At 39.7% G+C, this 17,857-nt stretch carries 12 protein-coding genes and 1 tRNA gene; 6 read left to right on the top strand and 7 right to left on the bottom strand.

The features are described 5' to 3' along the window. Positions 1-74: 74 nt before the first annotated feature. Positions 75-524: a DNA polymerase III subunit chi gene (locus tag FKN05_RS12810; RefSeq protein ID WP_099610406.1), complete on the bottom strand. Its 450-nt coding sequence runs from the start codon at positions 522-524 to the stop codon at positions 75-77. 51 nt (positions 525-575) lie between these two features. Then, on the bottom strand, positions 576-2,084 hold the full coding sequence (gene pepA, locus FKN05_RS12805; protein ID WP_099610405.1) for a leucyl aminopeptidase: 1,509 nt from the start codon (positions 2,082-2,084) through the stop codon (positions 576-578). A gap of 192 nt (positions 2,085-2,276) precedes the next feature. Between pepA and lptF the strand changes: the two genes are divergently transcribed. After that, a complete protein-coding gene (gene lptF / locus FKN05_RS12800; RefSeq protein ID WP_161426966.1) occupies positions 2,277-3,380 on the top strand; it encodes an LPS export ABC transporter permease LptF in 1,104 nt (367 codons plus the stop codon). A gap of 3 nt (positions 3,381-3,383) precedes the next feature. After that, positions 3,384-4,454, top strand: coding sequence for an LPS export ABC transporter permease LptG (gene lptG / locus FKN05_RS12795; RefSeq protein ID WP_161426967.1), 1,071 nt, complete (start codon positions 3,384-3,386; stop codon positions 4,452-4,454). Between the two features lie 70 nt (positions 4,455-4,524). On the opposite strand, the gene FKN05_RS12790 is transcribed toward lptG, so the two are convergent. Next, on the bottom strand, positions 4,525-4,998 hold the full coding sequence (locus FKN05_RS12790; RefSeq protein WP_099610403.1) for an RDD family protein: 474 nt from the start codon (positions 4,996-4,998) through the stop codon (positions 4,525-4,527). Between the two features lie 188 nt (positions 4,999-5,186). Between FKN05_RS12790 and FKN05_RS12785 the strand changes: the two genes are divergently transcribed. Further along, a tRNA-Leu gene (locus tag FKN05_RS12785) sits at positions 5,187-5,271 on the top strand. Positions 5,272-5,891: 620 nt separating this feature from the next. On the opposite strand, the gene hisS is transcribed toward FKN05_RS12785, so the two are convergent. From hisS to hdcC, 4 genes are all read right to left on the bottom strand, one after another. Then, positions 5,892-7,148, bottom strand: a complete 1,257-nt coding sequence (gene hisS, locus FKN05_RS12780) for a histidine--tRNA ligase (RefSeq protein ID WP_170887709.1) — start codon at positions 7,146-7,148, stop codon at positions 5,892-5,894. Between the two features lie 72 nt (positions 7,149-7,220). After that, on the bottom strand, positions 7,221-8,570 hold the full coding sequence (locus FKN05_RS12775) for an amino acid permease (protein WP_212752290.1): 1,350 nt from the start codon (positions 8,568-8,570) through the stop codon (positions 7,221-7,223). 149 nt (positions 8,571-8,719) lie between these two features. Beyond that, a complete protein-coding gene (locus tag FKN05_RS12770) occupies positions 8,720-9,856 on the bottom strand; it encodes a histidine decarboxylase (RefSeq protein ID WP_099610401.1) in 1,137 nt (378 codons plus the stop codon). A gap of 48 nt (positions 9,857-9,904) precedes the next feature. Beyond that, a complete protein-coding gene (hdcC, locus tag FKN05_RS12765; RefSeq protein ID WP_099610400.1) occupies positions 9,905-11,248 on the bottom strand; it encodes a histidine-histamine antiporter in 1,344 nt (447 codons plus the stop codon). A 336-nt stretch (positions 11,249-11,584) separates the two neighbouring features. Between hdcC and FKN05_RS12760 the strand changes: the two genes are divergently transcribed. From FKN05_RS12760 to FKN05_RS12750, 3 genes are all read left to right on the top strand, one after another. Continuing rightward, a complete protein-coding gene (locus FKN05_RS12760) occupies positions 11,585-13,489 on the top strand; it encodes an ATP phosphoribosyltransferase regulatory subunit (RefSeq protein WP_170887708.1) in 1,905 nt (634 codons plus the stop codon). 217 nt (positions 13,490-13,706) lie between these two features. Then, positions 13,707-16,169 carry an EAL domain-containing protein gene (locus FKN05_RS12755; protein WP_170887707.1) on the top strand — a complete coding sequence of 821 codons (2,463 nt, stop codon included), beginning with the start codon at positions 13,707-13,709 and terminating at the stop codon, positions 16,167-16,169. An 80-nt stretch (positions 16,170-16,249) separates the two neighbouring features. Continuing rightward, a complete protein-coding gene (locus FKN05_RS12750; protein ID WP_170887706.1) occupies positions 16,250-17,512 on the top strand; it encodes a DUF3391 domain-containing protein in 1,263 nt (420 codons plus the stop codon). Positions 17,513-17,857: the final 345 nt, after the last annotated feature.

The following is a 17,857-nucleotide window of genomic DNA, read 5'->3' as shown; positions in this document are numbered from 1 at the left end:
GGTTAATTGGGTTTATCACTATAAGTGAGTTCTCTCTTGGTAAGTAAGAGAGCTTAACTATAAGGATAAATGATTCAAGGGTAATTTATCTCGATGGTTTGCAGTTGGTATCCTGCTTGGCGGTATTGTTTATACCGTTCTCGAGCTTGTTGCTTGGCTTTTTCTTCACTAGGAACGAAGTCTACCACCTCTGTGAAGGCGTTCGCAAAGGTTGTATGATTATCGGCCAAATTTATTACCAGTTGTCGATTACGAGAAGGGCGGACTTCTGGGTAGCCAATTTCAATATGAGTTCCATATTTGGGCCCTTCACCAACTAAATTATGTGCAAGAAAATCCTCAGGTTTGACTTGCCAAAATTGTTCAGCAAGTTGTTCTGCCTGCTTTTTATCACGACACTGTATATAGATTTTTGCTCCTTGCCGAGCAAAATATTGTGCGAGATAAACCACATAGTCTTTAAACCCTGTTGGCGTTGCTTGCGGGCTATCGGCAGAAATGAGATAGAAGGTAGCGGTTGTCATAAGAGTTACTCAGATGATAAAAAGGGCCAATTGGCCCTTTTAGTATGAGGTTTATTCCTCTGTCTCTTGACCACAGCGATTGAGTAGGAACTGAACTAACATAGAGACGGGACGTCCTGTTGAACCTTTCGCGACGCCAGACTTCCAAGCCGTGCCTGCAATATCAAGATGTGCCCAGTTATATTTTTTAGTAAATTTAGCCAAGAAACAACCGGCAGTGATAGCTCCTCCTGGCCTTCCCCCGATATTTGCCATATCAGCAAAAGGGCTTTTTAGCTGTTCATGGTACTCGTCTGTGAGCGGCAAGCGCCATGCACGATCACTGGCTTGTTCGGAGGCATTAACTAACTCATGAGCTAACGGATTGTGATTGGCCATCACACCACTAATATGGTGACCCAGTGCGATAACACAAGCGCCAGTCAAGGTGGCGATATCCACCACACAGTCTGGTTCAAAGCGTTCGACGTAGGTCAGTGCATCGCATAGCACAAGTCGGCCCTCTGCATCGGTATTAAGAACCTCGACTGTTTGTCCTGACATGGTCGTTAGGATATCACCCGGACGGTAAGCCTGACTTCCCGGCATATTCTCACATCCAGCCAGTACACCCACGACATTCAGAGGCAGATTTAATTTCGCCAATGCTTTCATGGTGCCAAAGACCGATGCGGCTCCACACATGTCGTATTTCATTTCATCCATCCCTTCACCCGGTTTTAATGAAATACCCCCGGAGTCGAAAGTCAGCCCTTTACCGACTAAGACGATAGGTTTGGCATCAGGATCTGGATGCCCTTTGTACTCAATGATCGACATCATCGATTCATTTTTAGACCCACGACCAACAGCAAGGTAGGAGGTCATGCCCAGTTTTTCCATCTCTTCTTCGCCAATAATTTTGCTGGTCACCGTCGCATAATCATCAGCTAAGCGACGAGCTTGAGAGGCAAGATAAGCTGGATTGGCGATGTTCGGTGGCATATTGCCTAAGTCTTTACAGGCTTTAACGCCAGAAGCAATGGCTAAACCATGATTAATGGCACGCTCACCTAAGCTGAGTTCTCGTCGGGTTGGCACATTGAAAACCAATTTACGCAGTGGACGGCGAGTTTCTGGCTTAACACTCTTGAACTGATCAAAGGTGTATAAACCATCTTTGGTCGCCTCTATGGCTTGGCGAACTTTCCAATAAGTGTCACGTCCTTTAACATGTAACTCGGTTAAAAAGCAGACCGCTTCCATTGAGCCAGTTTCGTTAAGTGTGCTGATCGTTTTCTGAATGATCTCTTTATATTGACGTTCACCTAACTCACGTTCTTTACCGCACCCGACCAGCAATACTCGCTCTGAAAGCACGCCGGGTACTTGATGCAGCAGTAGCATCTGCCCCGGTTTTCCTTCGAGATCACCTCGACGAAGTAGTGAACTTAGGTAACCATCACTGATTTTATCAAGTTGCTCTGCTACTGGAGAAAGGCGGCGCGGTTCAAAGACTCCAACAACGATACATGCACTACGTTGTTTTTCAGGGCTACCACTTTTAACACTGAACTCCATGCGTACTCCTACATCTTAAAGACAAATAGAACTAAATGTTAGATAATGCATTCTTACTTGATGAATCCTTTTGGGAATCGCCTTTGAGTGTTGGTGTTCTAACAAATAGTGAAAATTTAAAAAAACAAACAGTTCAACAGGAAATTATAGTGATTCAATCAAAAAAACAAGTTTTGCATAGGTTATTTCAGCGTGATTATTGTTAGATATTTGATCCGAGAGACACTAAAAAGCCAATTTGCGATTTTTTTCGTCCTTTTTTTGGTGTTTTTAAGCCAAAAATTTATCCGAGTTCTGGCTGATGCTTCGGACGGTGAAATTCCTGCGCGGATGATTTTATCCATTGTCGGTTTAAATATGCCAGCCATGGGGCTGCTGATGCTACCGCTGAGCTTGTACATTGGTATTCTATTAACTTTCGGACGTCTCTATGCCGAAAGTGAAATTACGGTGATGAATGCGACAGGGATTGGTAACAAGTTTTTAATCCGAGCTGCGCTGTATTTGGCGATCATTACCTCGAGTGTTGCTGCATTTAACGCTTTTTGGTTATCGCCTTGGAGTCAAAACAAAGAAGCGCAATTAATTGAGCAGCTTGCGGCGGAAAATAGTGTCGATCTATTACAAAAAGGCCAATTTCAGCGTTCGCCAGATGGGTCGTCGGTCGTTTTTATTGATAATATAGAAAATAAAAAACTAAGTAATGTGTTTGTCGCTCAACTTTCGCCACGTCAGTCCATTTTACCGAGTGTGATGTTTTCCGACTCTGGTGATGTCCAAGAGCTCAGTGATGGCCGACAAGTGATTACCATGCATAATGGGGTGCGTTATGAAGGCGTGCCGACTCGAGTCGATTATATGATTACTCGTTTTGAACAATATGAAGGGTTAATCGGTCAACGCGAAGTGAAAAGTAAGGGGCGAGATTGGGAAGAAATTCCGACCCTAGATTTAATTCGTAATGCCGATCAACGCGCTCAGGCTGAGCTACAATGGCGAATTTCTTTAGTTGTTTGTATTCCGTTACTGACCATGTTGGTCGTGCCTTTATCTTCAGTCAATCCAAGGCAAGGACGTTTTGCCAAAATGGGGCCCGCTATTCTTATTTATCTCACCTATTTCTTAGCAATTAGTGCAACAAAATCGGCATTAGAAGATGGTTCCATTCCGGTTGCGGTCGGCATGTGGCCAATTAATGCCGCATTGCTGTTCGCCGCTATCATTGCGAACACACTAGATAGTGTGATAGTGAGAAGGCTCAAAGATAGATTAAAACAAAAGAGAAAGGTGGCTTAACGGGTGTTTAAAATATTGGATTGGTATATCGGTAGAACCATTATTGCCACCACAACATTGGTTTTGGTGACCTTCGTTGGCTTGTCCGGCATCATTAAATATGTCGAACAGCTCAGAAAAGTGGGTGATGGGACTTACGATCTGCTACAAGCTTTATTATTTGTTGTGCTAAGTGTGCCAAGAGATATAGAGATGTTTTTCCCTATGGCGGCACTGTTGGGGGCGTTGATAGGCTTGGGCGCATTAGCGGCAAGTTCTGAACTTGTGGTGATGCAAGCGTCTGGCTTTTCGAAGTTAGATATCGGTTTATCGGTACTGAAAACCGCAGTCCCGTTGATGATTATTGTCACGCTATTAGGCGAGTGGGGGGCACCTCAAGCTCAGAAAATGGCGCGTGATTTGCGAGCTTTCGCGACCTCTGGCGGCAATATTTTGTCGGTGAGAACTGGGGTATGGGCTCGCGATGTCAATGACTTCATCTTCGTTGCCAAAATTGATAACGAACACTTGTATGGGCTAAACATGTGGCGTTTCGATGAGCATAAAAAATTACGTCATGTCGTGTTTGCTGAGCAAGTGGATTATCTCGGAGACAATCAGTGGCTGATGAAGAAGGTAGAATTAACCGATTTTCAAAACGACATCATGATAACGAAGCAAACACTGGATGAATATTTATGGAAAACCTCTTTAGCTCCTGATAAGTTGGCGGTTGTTACCGTGAAGCCAGAAGAGTTAGCGCTCAGTGGCTTGTACGATTATGTGCATTACTTAAAAGCCTCAGAGCAGGATGCTTCACGTTATGAACTGGCATTATGGCGCAAGATCACTCAGCCTTTTTCTATTGCGGTGATGATGCTGATGGCATTGTCCTTTATCTTTGGCCCGTTACGTAGTGTGACGATGGGAGCAAGGATTCTCTCTGGTGTTGTGGCGGGCTTTACCTTTTATATCTCTAGTGAGTTTTTTGGCCCTTTAAGTTTAGTGTATGGTATTCCTCCTGTGTTCGGGGCTATTGCACCAAGCCTAGTGTTTTTAACCATTGCCGTGATGCTATTACGTCGAAAATTATAAGGGTGTGAATCTTAGCCAATAAAAGCCCAGGGGAAGCTGAATACCTCACTGGGCTTTTATCGCTGATGGCTTAACGAGTGGTATCTAATCTCACGACTTCTGTCTTCGCCCACATATCTTGAAAGCTGCGCTTTTGTGGGTCAATAAGAACGGTTAGGTTACCTAATCCAAAAACTGAAGTGGCTAGGCGAATCAGCGCTTGGGTTGAGCTGATTAATGAACCGTCAGCATTGCGTAGCATAATTTTCCACGCCCTCATACCAAGTGTTTGTCCAGCTCTTGTCCAAAAGAAAACAAAAAAGTAGATCCAAGTGGTAGCAAGGTAAAGTGTATAGAGCGGGCTCCAAATCGGATCGTGGCTAAGTAGTTCACCAGCATCTTGATAAGGTGAGTAGCTCATGACGTTGAGCGCAACGAGCGCTTCTAAGGCCGCAATAACGACACCTCCAGCGATCATTAAAATCGCCATTATAATCAACGAATCATATAAAAGAGCGCCAAGACGTCGAAAAAGCCCTGCTGGAGGTAAGTTGGAAGTATTCATGGTAGACCAGAGTTAATCATTCATAGTCGCCAGCATATCGGGAGTTTCTCTCGCTGAAAAGAGAGTCAGAGCACAGCATTTCGTCTTATGGCTAAATTATCAGCAAACAATTGGTTTTTTGATATTTTTTATTGCACCGCTCACTTTCTTACGTATAATGCCAACCATCAAAAGGCAGTAGCCTAGATGCCGATGTGGTGAAATTGGTAGACACGACGGATTCAAAATCCGTTTCCTTCGGGAGTGGCGGTTCAAGTCCGCCCATCGGTACCATTATTTATACAACAAAGCCTCGACGACAGTCGGGGCTTTGTTGTTTCTAGGATAATCAAACGCTTACCGCAGTTTTCCTTTTCTGCTATCGCCTCTTTTCTTCCCAAAATAGACTCACTTTATCCGCCTTAAAAACGCTTTCATGGTTCATCTAGGGTTTATTTATCTTAGTTTAGGTTTATTTATGTTGCTTCGGTATCGATTACAGTTCGGCCTTGTTTAAAGGTCAAACTTTGATTTTAGCGAGACTGCGTTGTAGCTAGCATAAAAAATAAAACTCGCTTTACGACTTGAAGCTATAGCGGTTGGTTCGGTTTGCTCATTTAATTACCGAGACTATGTATCCTGATCGATATTCATTTATACCCTTCCTACTTGAATCTGCGGGGATATTTGAGTGGTCAACTAAAATTGGCTACGTTCTTTCATCTCAATCACATAGTCTGTCTATGCTCTTGGGGATTATGAGAACCATCCGTGGCTCTCACCAAAGGCCAGACTACGGCTGTTCAAATTTATTCCAAACAAATTTGTCACTCACTTGCCGCCGACCTGCAACTCCAAGTTGTTTGGGTATAGCAACCACCTACCGATTTCTCTAAGTGGTGGGAAGGTGTTGTTTAAAGAAAGTGATGCTTTATATCTTGATTGATTGTTTCAACGGATGTCGTTGTTGTTTGGTTTGTTTTAATATTCCAAATACGAATATCTTCTTTGTTTAGCGTGATAATTAATTTACACCCCATTTTTAACGCTCTAGCATGTTGACGTTTAAGTTTCACCCCGCTAAAGTCATTTAAGATTTTAATCTGCTGATTTCCCTTTCTGATTTCATTGGCTAATAATAACGCATCAATATTTTTTGAAGACTCTTCATAAGTAATTACAATATCTGGACTGTTATTGATGTTTTTATTGAGATTTAAAGTTTCAAGAAGCAGTAATAAACGCTCAATTCCAATGGCAAATCCAGATGCCGGAATGCTTTTATTGCCAAATAATTCGACTAGTCCATCATATCGTCCACCGCCACAGATAGTTCCTTGTGAGCCTAGTTCATCCGTTATCCATTCAAACACGGTGCGTGTATAATAATCTAATCCACGCACCAGACGTGGATTGATTATATATTCAATGCCTGATTTATCTAATAAGTAACATAAGTTTTTGAAATGTCTTTGTGACTCTTCACCGAGATGATCTAATAATTTTGGAGCATTGTTTAATAATTCTTGCATATCTGGATTTTTACTATCAAGAATTCTCAGTGGATTTTTTTCAAGACGATTTAGACTATCATTATCAAGTTGATCTAAGTTGTCTGAAAAGTATTTTATTAATTGTTCTCGGTGTTTTTTTCTTTCATCTAATGTGCCAAGAGAGTTAATTTCGAGTCTTATATGTTTTGTAATACCGAGCTGTTTGAAAATATCATAAGCCATGAAGATTAATTCAGCATCTATATCTGCATCAGGCATACCAAACGTTTCAACACCCAACTGAGTAAATTGACGTAAGCGGCCTTTTTGTGGACGTTCATAACGGAACATTGGGCCTTGATACCATAGACGTTGAGTTGTTTGATAGCACATGTTTTGCTCTATTACTGCGCGAACGCAACCACTAGTACCTTCTGGACGCAAAGTAATGTGTTCACCACTTTTATCATAAAAGTTATACATTTCCTTCGATACAATGTCGGTAGCTTCTCCTACTGCGCGTTGGAATAGAGCGACAGGCTCTAGTATCGGCAGACGTATCTCTTGATAGCCATAGCGATGGGTTGCTTTCCTAATAATATTTTCAAGCCACTGCCATATCGGTGTTTCATCAGGAAGAATATCTTTCATTCCACGTATTGATTGAATATTGTTCATTTTTTCTTCATTCTCCATAAATAAGGTATACAAGGTGGATATTTATTTCATAGCGTATTTATTACGCTATTTCTAAAAATCAAGGTATGGCTTTCTGTTATCTTTAAGCATTTTGTTTTTTTGTAATAAGCTTAAACGATAAAAAATAAGACATAATATTTGTATAGCTATTAATAATATAAAAAATTTAAACCCAGTCCCGATTAATGCAAAGATCACGAATGTTAAACCGATGAAGCTTAATAAAAAATCTTTGAATTGGATAAGTCTATTTTGAGTTGGGCGTCGGCTTAGCATAATGGGTAGAGAGATCACTGCAAATGCATAAGGAATTAACCCAGCTGCAACAGCAAGTAAAATAATACAATGGAATTGTTTTTCAAGATTGGGGGAGATAGTGAGCAGTAGCATTGCTGTCATGAGTAGCGCGGTGCACAGCAAACCTTTATAAGGTACATTATTTCGATTTGTTTCGGCAAAAAAACGTGGAAATAATCCAGCATCAGAAGCGGCTTTCGGAACTTCGGTTTGTAAAATTTGCCAACCAGGCATAGCTCCGAAGCAGGCAATAATAGCGAGTGCCGATATCAGTAAAGCAACTTGATTTCCCCATAAAATACGAGCGGTATCTGCAAATGGCGAACTTGATACAATAAGTTCAGCATGAGGCATTATACCCATGATGACATTACTTGAACTGACATAGCATAAGGCTGCCAAGCTTAGGCCTAAAATGGTTGCTAATGGGACATTGCGCGTTGGATTACTCACTTGATCGCTTGATACAGAGGCCGATTCAACGCCTAAAAATCCCCACAACGAGATAGAGGCTGCCGCCATGATGGCATGGATATCATTTTGTCCGGATACGTTATATATCATAGTATAGCGTTGTGGAGAAAAACCTCCCCAACCAAAAATTCCGATGCTCAATACGACAGCGAGCATACATAGTCCAGTAAAAATTTGTGCATATCCAACGACTTTTGCACCTTGTAAACCAAGCAGTACAAAAGCCCAAAGTATACTAATAGCGGTAATGGTAGCGTAAAGGGGAGTATGAAGAAGAGGAAAGAAAACCGATAAGTAACCAACACCAGCAATCAGTAGTGCGCAATTTCCTATCCAAGTTGCAATCCAATAAAAGAGAGATGATTGAAAGCCTATATAAGGGCCGAAAGTATGGTTAATGTTAGCAACAATTCCGCCTTTACAAGGGGAAAGCATACTAATTTTTGAAAACGTGAGTGCGAGTGCGAGTACTCCAAAAAAGGTTAGCGCCCATCCCCAGACTGAGATTGAACCGATCCCGGCCAGTGAACTAGGCAGCATGAACACTCCGCTGCCCATCATGTTTGAAGCTGTCATGAGTGTTAATGCACTCACTCCCATACGGCAGGTGGTTGATTTTGTTTTGTCCATATCATTTTATCTTTTCACATTTAATAACTCGGTTTGAAAATAAGTTGCATTCTGAAGCAAAACCATGAATGATTCAGAATTGTTGCCAGTCGGCCCCAAACCAAACTGGCAACAATGAGTTCACTGGCAGTGTTTTTCACTGCCTTTTTTTATGCTGCTTTATCTTGAGCGTCAGCAATTACATCATCGATGAGTGCATCAATTTTGCTTGTTTCAATGTGATGTGCGGTTGTGATGAGATGAGCCACACCACCGGAAGTGGCTAGGCAGTGTTTTTTCCATACCGCTTCTGAAGGGCAAGGGAATACAACGGTAATTGAGTTTGGATTGCGCCAAGCATCAATGCCTGCAGCTTGTAAGCGATCAACAGCATATTGTGCCATAGATAAACTTCTATCGATGCGACGTTTCCATTCAACAAACGAATGAGAACGAATGGCTTCCCACATCATTAGTGGAGTATGGCCGTTACGTGAGCCTGTAATTGTTTTATCGTGTGCTGAAATGTAATCAATTTCAACTGAAATACGATCAACATTTTCTTTTTTCGCCACTACAATACCGCATGGAATTGGTGAGCCAATCATTTTGTGTCCAGAAACACCGATAGAGTCAATACCATCAGCAAAGTTAAATGCTTGAGGATGATCAACGAATGGAAGAATCATACCGCTGAGTGCTGCATCAGCATGAATATAATATTCTTCGCGTGCTAGGCCCATATCTTTTAAACGTTGCTGAATTAACTCAATATTATCTACCGCGCCACGGACTGTTGTACCAATATTGGCGAAAATAATAGGGTGTTTTTCATTATCAGCCTGAATTTTACTCATCAGATCGTCGTAGTCAATTTCACCATTAGGTAATGATTCAACCACCTGAGATTTAATTCTTAGGAGTTTGACAATTTTAGCAACAGAATAATGGGTATCTTTTGAGTAATACAAAGTGCTATCTGGAAAAATTTCACGAGCTAGATAGCAACCGAACATGTTTCCTTCTGTACCGCCATTTGTAACATACCCCCAGCTTTTTTCAAAAGGAATTTTGAATAGATCTGCAAAATACTCCATTACTTCTTTTTCAAAATCAAAAGAGTTCAAAAGGTAGTTACAATACTCTGACCAGTCACCACAGTTATTAATTGAAAAACGCATAAAACGTTCTAAGCTCGTGTAATCAAAGTCGGCTGATTCTGGGTAGCCAATATTAAAATATTGGTTTTTAACACAGTATGCCCAGAACTCGTCTAAGCGATTTTGATCTTGTATAGATAAAGTCATAATATATTCTCTAAATTTATTGATTTTTTAATAAATGAATAAGGTTGCTTATTTCAAATAAAGAACCTTTTCTCCCTTATTACTTTTACCTGCAGCAACAAAACTAAACATTGGAATTGTTATCATCATCATCACAATGCCCCAGAAAATAGAATCACTGCCTGAGCCTAATAGGGCAAATATGCTATACACCATACCAAGCACAACCATCACGCTATAGAACATAAAGGTACGGCCTCTGTTTAGTTTCTTTGATACCATAATAATTGGCAGAGAAATAAGGGCATACATATAAGGAAGCAAAGAGGCAAAGACAGACATTAAAATAATAATTTCAAATTGCTTGGCTAAGTTAGGTGATGCGGTCATCATTAACACGATGCTCATGAGTACACCGGTGAAAATCAGGCTTTTCATCGGAACGTCGTTTTTATTTACATCGGCGAAGAATTGAGGGAATAGACCTTGAGCGGCACCGGCACGAGGCCCCTCTGATTGTAGAATTAACCAACCAGAAATAGAACCAAAGCAAGCAATAATACTTAATGCTGAAGCGATATTACCTGCAGTTTCACCGAACATGTAGCGTGCTGCGTCTGCAAATGGCGCGGCAGAGTGAATCAGCTCTTCATGAGGTACTAATCCCATGATGACTGAGCAGCTACCTACATAGCAAACAGAGGCAATCAGCAAACCATAAACCGTTGCTTTAGGAACTGTACGCTCAGGATCTTTTACCTGACCACTTGATACTACTGCGGATTCAACCCCCAGAAAGCCCCAAAGTGCGATAGATGCGGCAGCCATAATAGCGGAACTGTCACTTTTTCCTGTACCATTATAAACTTGGGTAAACATATGAGGATCAAACCAGAACCAGCCAATAACCCCAACACCTAATACGACCAATAACATACAAGAAGCGGTAAAAGATTGAGCGCGACCTGCAACTCTAGCTCCGAAGCTAGCTAATAAAACAAACCCCCATAAAATAGCAATCGCGGCAATGCAACCAAAACTCGGATTTGTTAATTCAGGAAAGAAATAACTTAGATAACCAACCCCTGCCACTAACAGGGCAACGTTACCAACCCAAGCACTAATCCAATAGCATACTGTTGTTTGAAAACCAATAAATGGACCGAAGGCATCAGAAGCATAAGCAACGATTCCTCCATTACGAGGAGTTAATAAGCTTGTTTTTGCAAATACGAGAGCAATAGCAATGACTCCAATAATTGTAAACAACCAACCCCAAAGAGAAATATAACCGACACCCGCCAAATTCGTCGGTAGCATAAACACACCGGAACCCATCATATTTGATGCGGTTACCAATGTAAGAGCGACAACACCCATCTTATGGGCAGAGCTTGCACTTACAGTCTCCATATTTTTATTCCTGTTGAGTTAATTACATTGAATTGTCATAGGTATGACGTCAAAAGTATTCGTCGCTGATTCTAAAAGGGTGAAGTAATGAAAATTAGATCTTAATCAAGTTTTTCCAGATATATATTTTTTACTTTACTTTTTGTGGTTAAAAAAAATACAATCCTATACATATTGACTCCGTCCCCTTTTTTTTGATGAAGAATAGTTAAATCATGAATTTTTGATATAAAAATTTAAGATTTATTATGTTGATATGTATTTGTGATTTATATATGTTTGGTTTGTTGATATGCCAATAAATTTACTTATTGTTTTGAATGTAAAGGTTAGGCTATGCCCAGAAAAGAACGTTTGTTTATTGAAAGTCTTCCACAATTAATAAAACTTAAGGGCCATAATAAAGAACTTATTTTCCGTGATGAGGACGATTACAGAACTTTCCTTGGTTGTCTTGAACAGGCCATCAAACGTCATGTCATAAGGTTGCATGCTTATTGCTTGCTTGATAATGAATTGTTTTTGTTGTTAACACCAAGTACCAAAGAAAGCATTGGAAAACTGGTTCAACATATTGGTCGTCGGTATGTTTTTTATTACAATAAAAAATACCAAAGAACAGGTTCTTTATGGGAGGGGCGTTATAATAGTTGCTTAATTGAGCCTAGTAGTTACTTTTTAATCTGTCAGAAGTATGTTGAAAAGCTTGTGCAAAGTAAACTTAACATTCCACATTATCAATATCCTTGGTCTAGTTACTTACATCATGTAAGTAAAGAATTTCAAGAAATAATATCCGAACATCATGAATACACAATGTTAGGTAATACATTAGAAAGTAGACTTCATGAATATAACCGTTTTTTTCAAAGTCCAATCAATAGTATTACAATTGAAAAAATAGAAAAGTGCCTAAATCAAAACTGTATATTAGGGACTTTGGCTTATTGTAATAAAGTTGAAGAAAAGATTAATAGAAATGTTAGGCCTAGATGTTGTGGTCGGCCGAGGAAAAAATATTATAATGTTATTAATGATTGGGTTTGGTTAGAAAGAAAAGCAAGAGCTAGTCTTAGTTCTTATGGATATCAAGAAATAAGATTTCCTATTTTAGAATCTGACACGCCAGCTATATCTGATTATCAATGCTCACTTACTAGCAAAAATATAAAATGTTTAGATAAAAATGTTTCATTAAGAAATGATGGGACATCAAGTTGTATTAAAACAATAGCTAAGTATAAAGAACTTCAATCTTATAGCCGATTATGGTATCAAGGGCCAATATTTAAAATATCAAAAGATAATGCATATGCTATAAAACAGAGCCATCAAATAGGAGTGGAATCGTTCGGGTTTAGCAATATTGATATATTGTTGGAGCAAATAATGCTTCAGAAAGACTTTTTCTCTTCATTAGGCGTGTTACCATTTGTTGAATTAAAAATCAACAACTTAGGTAGTAGTGCTGAGTTTTGTTTATATCGAAGAAAGTTGCAGGAATATTTTGAGCCTTTCAATGTTATTTTGGATGAACGATCTAAGAAGTGGTTAACGAAAACGCCAGAGAGAATATTATATTCTTATCCTCCATTTCTTGAAGGATTAGTTAGTGGTGCCCCTAGATTACATCAATATCTTTCTGAAGAATCTATACTTAGGTTTAAAAATATAACCAATTTATTAGAACGTTTTAACGTCCCTTTTTCAATACAGCAAGGATTATTTCCCAGTAGGGAATATGAACAAACCGTTTTTGAATGGAGTTCGGAAAGATTAAATTCAGAACAAGTCATATGCCGAGGTGGATGCTATAGATTCCTATCCCAGAATAATTCTAATTTAATACCCGCTTGTGGTTTTGCTCTTATGTTAGAACCTATTTTAAAATTATTAAAAACGGTTAACGTTAAATCTTGGTCTTTTGAATCAGTTAATATATTGGTTATACCTAAAAATAAAATATCAACTTACTCGGCCCTAAGTTGCTGCCGTCATTTGAGGATGGTTTTCCCAGATTTTAAAGTAATATATGAAGGCTCGTGTTTTTCAACGGCTAGAGCAAAGAAAGATGCTATTAAATATGGTTGTAGATTTACCATTATTGTCGATACAGAAAGTGAAGAGGTGTTAACTCTGTATGACGGAACTCAAAATGTACAATCCACCTTGACGTTATCGAAGTTAGTTAATCATTTAGTACGTTATAGCCAATCATCTTTTGAACAAATAATGATGTAATTATCAGCTATTTCATCATTAATATCATAATAGTGACAGCAGCGCTGTAGATCAAATGAGTGCTGCTGTTTTGTCTTGGACACAATACGTGACCAAACTCTCTCTTTTGTTTTCCTCCTTTGAAAAAGGATCTCTGCTTGCTCTTCTCTTTGATAATCTAGGTTTAGGTGAAATTTTTCATTGATTGATAGAGTGCTCTATCGCCGAAGGTGATTAAATGCAAGATAGTTATCAGCCCCTAGGTACTCGAGAGTTAGAATTGACAGCGTCAAGCGTATTTGTGCCTGTTCGGTGGACTCTAGATATTAAGAGTCAACGATTTACTTGCGTCACTGAGTCATTTTCGGATAAGCATACTGCTTCATTTTGCGCTCAAACGTTAGATGATTGGCTTGCATTAATGAATGTGACGAGTCAGCAAAAGGTTGAAAAGTTGCTTCAGGAGTTGCTTCGCAGTGGCGATAAGCGTTCGATTAATATTTTGCTAGTAAATTCCAGACGTTTTTGTTACGCGCTCTTTTCTGTGGAACAATTCTCTAACTATGTTTTACAAGGTGAAATCCGACCTATTGTTCAATTAGCTAAAACCGCTCAACAGGCGATCTGGCTAGAGCATTTGTTAAGTTGTGCACCATGGGGAATACTTATTTCTGATCAGAATAATAAAATTTTGGGTTGTAATCATACTTTTGAGCAGCTTACAGGCTTTCATTCTACTGATTTACAGGGGCTTCATAGTGAGTTTTTGTTTACAGATGAAGCCTTACCTTTAAATGATTATGTCGATAATACGCCACAAAAAGTAACCATTATTTGCGCAAGTGGTCAGCAGCATCATTATCAGTGCTGTGTATCATTGATGCCGGTTGAGGGGCAGGCGATCTACCTTAGTTTTTATTCACCCCAGTTAGAGGAATATGAGCAAAGAATAAATAGTTCTATTGCTAATAAACAATGGTTTCTTGAACAGTTTGAACGGCTATATCAGCAGCGGCTGGTTGAGCAACTTTATATCGTGATGACGTTAAGTATCGAGCAATCGCTGTCTGCAAAGCAGCAGATTGTATTACATGATGTGATGATGCGTTTGAAGGAGAGCCGTTTATTTGGGCAAATAAAAGAAGGCTTATACTTGGTTTGTGTGACTTGCCCTTTACCATCTTCTGGAGAGTCATATCGGTATGTTCACGCCAGTATTCGAGCTTTTTTTCATGAGTTGCGTCAGATGGATCGTCACCTGCATAAACTTTGTACGTCAGGAAAAGTGGGCGTCTCTATCCTAGGTTTAGACGCACGCAGTACAAAAATAGCGGTTACTCATTCTGTTCAAGCGATTTTAGAACAAGAATCCGAATCTGGTTTTCAGAAAATCCGTTTTTTTGATTCACAGCTTCATCGACAGATTCAAAGGCGGCGATTGTTAGAAGAGTTTGTGCATGACGCGATTAAAAACCAGTCTTTATCTGTGTTTTATCAGCCAATTATTGAAACACAAACCTGGCAAGTGATTGGTTACGAAGCCTGCTGTCGTTTTTCTCTCCCCACTTCATTACAAGCCGATAATCGTGAGTTGATAGCTATCGCGGAAGATCTCGGATTAGTGTCTGAGCTCGATCTACACATTCTACATTCAGCGCTGGAACAACTTTCTAAATTACAAGCATTACATGATTACCCGGTTCGCTTAGCGGTTAATGTGTCAGCGGATACTAAACAAGGCTTCTCTGAGTTACTTGGTTATTTAATTACATTGATTCAACAGAAGTCGTTCGGGGCAGAGCATCTTATTATTGATCTGATTCAAGCCAATGCTCATGTCACTGGGATTGTTCAATCAGCTGAATTGAAAGTGCTACGGGCCAAGGGTGTGCAAGTCACGATTGATGACATGGGGTTGGATTACTCTTTATTAGAGCATTTACCTTTATCTGAGTTTGATTATCTAAAAATTAGTCGACATTGCTTGGATGCGATAAAAAGCAAGATCAACCGTTATAAAGTGATCAAAATGCTAGTTGAGCTTTGTCATTCTTTAGGCGTAAAAGTGATAGCTGATGGCGTTGAGTCATTAGAAGAAGCCTCTTTATTGACTGATACAGGCGTTGATTTTATGCAAGGCTTGCTCTTTTCAGCGCCATCCTCGGCTGCTCATTTAAAAATCGTTAATCGTCAAATTGCTCAAAAAATAAAACCATTGTTGAAGAACCATCATGAAAGCAAGCAACCGGCTCATTTAGTAGGGCTTCATCATGCTTATGCACCGCGTCTTGATCCTGGTGATCCGCTTTCATTGGCTTTTCAATATTTTCAAGTATCTGATATAGACGTTTTGCCGGTGATTAACCAGCATGAATGTGTAGGAATTATCGATCGTCAAACGTTGAACCTGTATTTAACCCCAACAATGGGGACAGAATTAGAAACGATGAGAGAAGCTGAACGATGGCACCGACCCGTCAATCAGATCATGATGCTTTCTTTTACTAAGTTAGATGCATACACTGATGTTCGGCTAGTGACCGAGCTAATTTGTGAGCAGAAATTAACTTTTCCTTGGGTGTTGGTTGATGGTAACAAGTTTAAGGGGATTTTGACCCAACAAATTATCATTAGCTACCTTGCACAGCGACAAACAGCGTTAATATCGCAAACTCAGTTTGGTGCTTCATCAGAGCAATGAATGGTAATGGTAATGGAAGGAGATCTCGAAAAGGAGTTCTTCTAAAATAATAGCATGACGAGTGAAATATTGAGCTAACTGTGGCAAACATTAAGATAACCGTAGATAGGTTGCAACCAGGATTGCATATTCGATTACCGCTGAAATGGAATGAGCATCCCTTTTTGTTTAATAGTTTTAAGATCAAATCGACCGATCAAATTCAATTGATCAAACATCTTGGCATCCAACATGTTTTTCTCAACCCAGCACAAAGTGATACCGCGCCGCTACCTGTTCGCCAAATAGAAAACCAAGACACAGAAGAAACGGCTGACTCTCAGCAATTAGAAGACGAAGTTAATCAGCTTTGGCAAGAAAAACAACATCGGATAGAAAAACTTAACCGCTATCGGCGGCGGGTGATGCATTGTGAAAAAGAATTCGAACGATCGTTAGCTCGTATGAGGGCGGTAATGAATAAAATTCGTAGTCGCCCTGCGGATGCGGTTGAAGAAGCTTTACAGCTTATCGATGACGTTGTTGAAAAATTACTCAGTAATGAAAGTGTTACCTTACATCTGATTAATAGCAAAAGTGAGTTTGAGGATGTTTATTTTCATTCTTTAAATGTATCCGTTCTGGCGATGATGATTGCGAAAGCAAGAGGATTCACGGAACAGCAAATTAAAGAGGTTGCTTTCGCCTCCTTATTTCACGACATTGGTAAAATGCGAGTGCCGAGTGCAATTGTACGTAAAGTAACGCCATTGACTGAGCCGGAAAATAATTATCTAAAATTGCACACTCGCTATGGCATTGATCTTGTCAGTGATATCGATGGGTTTCCTGAGAGTGCTAAAATAGTGATTGAGCAGCACCACGAACTTAATGATGGTTCTGGGTATCCTCTTGGATTGAAAGAGCAAGATATTGATGAGATTACTCAAGTTGTCTCTGTTGCCAATGCTTTTGATAATTTATGTCATCCCGCGATAGCGGAAGAACAAAAAATACCTTACATAGCACTCTCTCATTTGTACAAGAATTGCAAGCATCTTTATAACCATCAGAACTTGAGTATTTTAGTGAAATTTATGGGGGTTTTCCCTCCTGGCACGGTCGTGCAACTTTCTAACAATACTGTTGGATTAGTTATTTCTGTTAATGCTGAACACTTACTTTCTCCTAATGTACTGATCTACGATCCAGCTGTGCCCAGAACACAAGCACCAATCATTGACTTAGCAGATAAAGAGATAAAAATCGTCAGCGCTATTTTACCGACTAAATTGCCGGATAAAGTTCGAGACTATCTTAATCCTAGAGCAAGAATTAGCTATTTCTTTGATAGCGATGATTAGTTATCCACAGTGTTTTGTGAGTAATCTGTTAGCTGAATACTGAAAACCTATGGGTAAAATAAAAGATGCTGATAATTTGGTCTAACGAGTTTTTTTTTGAGAAAAAATGCAAATTCGACTTGCCAAAAAAGTTCAACTCCCTATAATGCCGCCTCACTGACACGGCAGACGCCGCAAGGCTTCAGACAGTGTTAGTGGAGGGAAAGCTTCTAAAAAATAAAATTTGAAAAAGTGTTTGACTCTTCAAATTAACTCGTTAGAATTCACCTCCGCTTTGAAGCTCAATGAGCCTTCCAAGCAACGCTCTTTAACAATTTAAACCAATCAATCTGTGTGGGCACTCGT

Source organism: Vibrio sp. 1-1(7), from assembly GCF_013048485.1.
GTDB classification, from domain to species: Bacteria; Pseudomonadota; Gammaproteobacteria; order Enterobacterales; family Vibrionaceae; genus Vibrio; species Vibrio fujianensis.
Note: the sequence above shows the minus strand (reverse complement) of the source record. Positions and strands in the feature narration are given on the sequence as shown.

Coding starts and splice junctions, on each gene's coding strand:
- FKN05_RS12810 (WP_099610406.1), bottom strand. CDS start 524: ATGACAACCGCTACCTTCTATCTCATTTCTGCCGATAGCCCGCAAGCA.
- pepA (WP_099610405.1), bottom strand. CDS start 2,084: ATGGAGTTCAGTGTTAAAAGTGGTAGCCCTGAAAAACAACGTAGTGCA.
- FKN05_RS12790 (WP_099610403.1), bottom strand. CDS start 4,998: ATGAATACTTCCAACTTACCTCCAGCAGGGCTTTTTCGACGTCTTGGC.
- hisS (WP_170887709.1), bottom strand. CDS start 7,148: ATGAACAATATTCAATCAATACGTGGAATGAAAGATATTCTTCCTGAT.
- FKN05_RS12775 (WP_212752290.1), bottom strand. CDS start 8,570: ATGGACAAAACAAAATCAACCACCTGCCGTATGGGAGTGAGTGCATTA.
- FKN05_RS12770 (WP_099610401.1), bottom strand. CDS start 9,856: ATGACTTTATCTATACAAGATCAAAATCGCTTAGACGAGTTCTGGGCA.
- hdcC (WP_099610400.1), bottom strand. CDS start 11,248: ATGGAGACTGTAAGTGCAAGCTCTGCCCATAAGATGGGTGTTGTCGCT.
- FKN05_RS12760 (WP_170887708.1), top strand. CDS start 11,585: ATGCCCAGAAAAGAACGTTTGTTTATTGAAAGTCTTCCACAATTAATA.
- FKN05_RS12755 (WP_170887707.1), top strand. CDS start 13,707: ATGCAAGATAGTTATCAGCCCCTAGGTACTCGAGAGTTAGAATTGACA.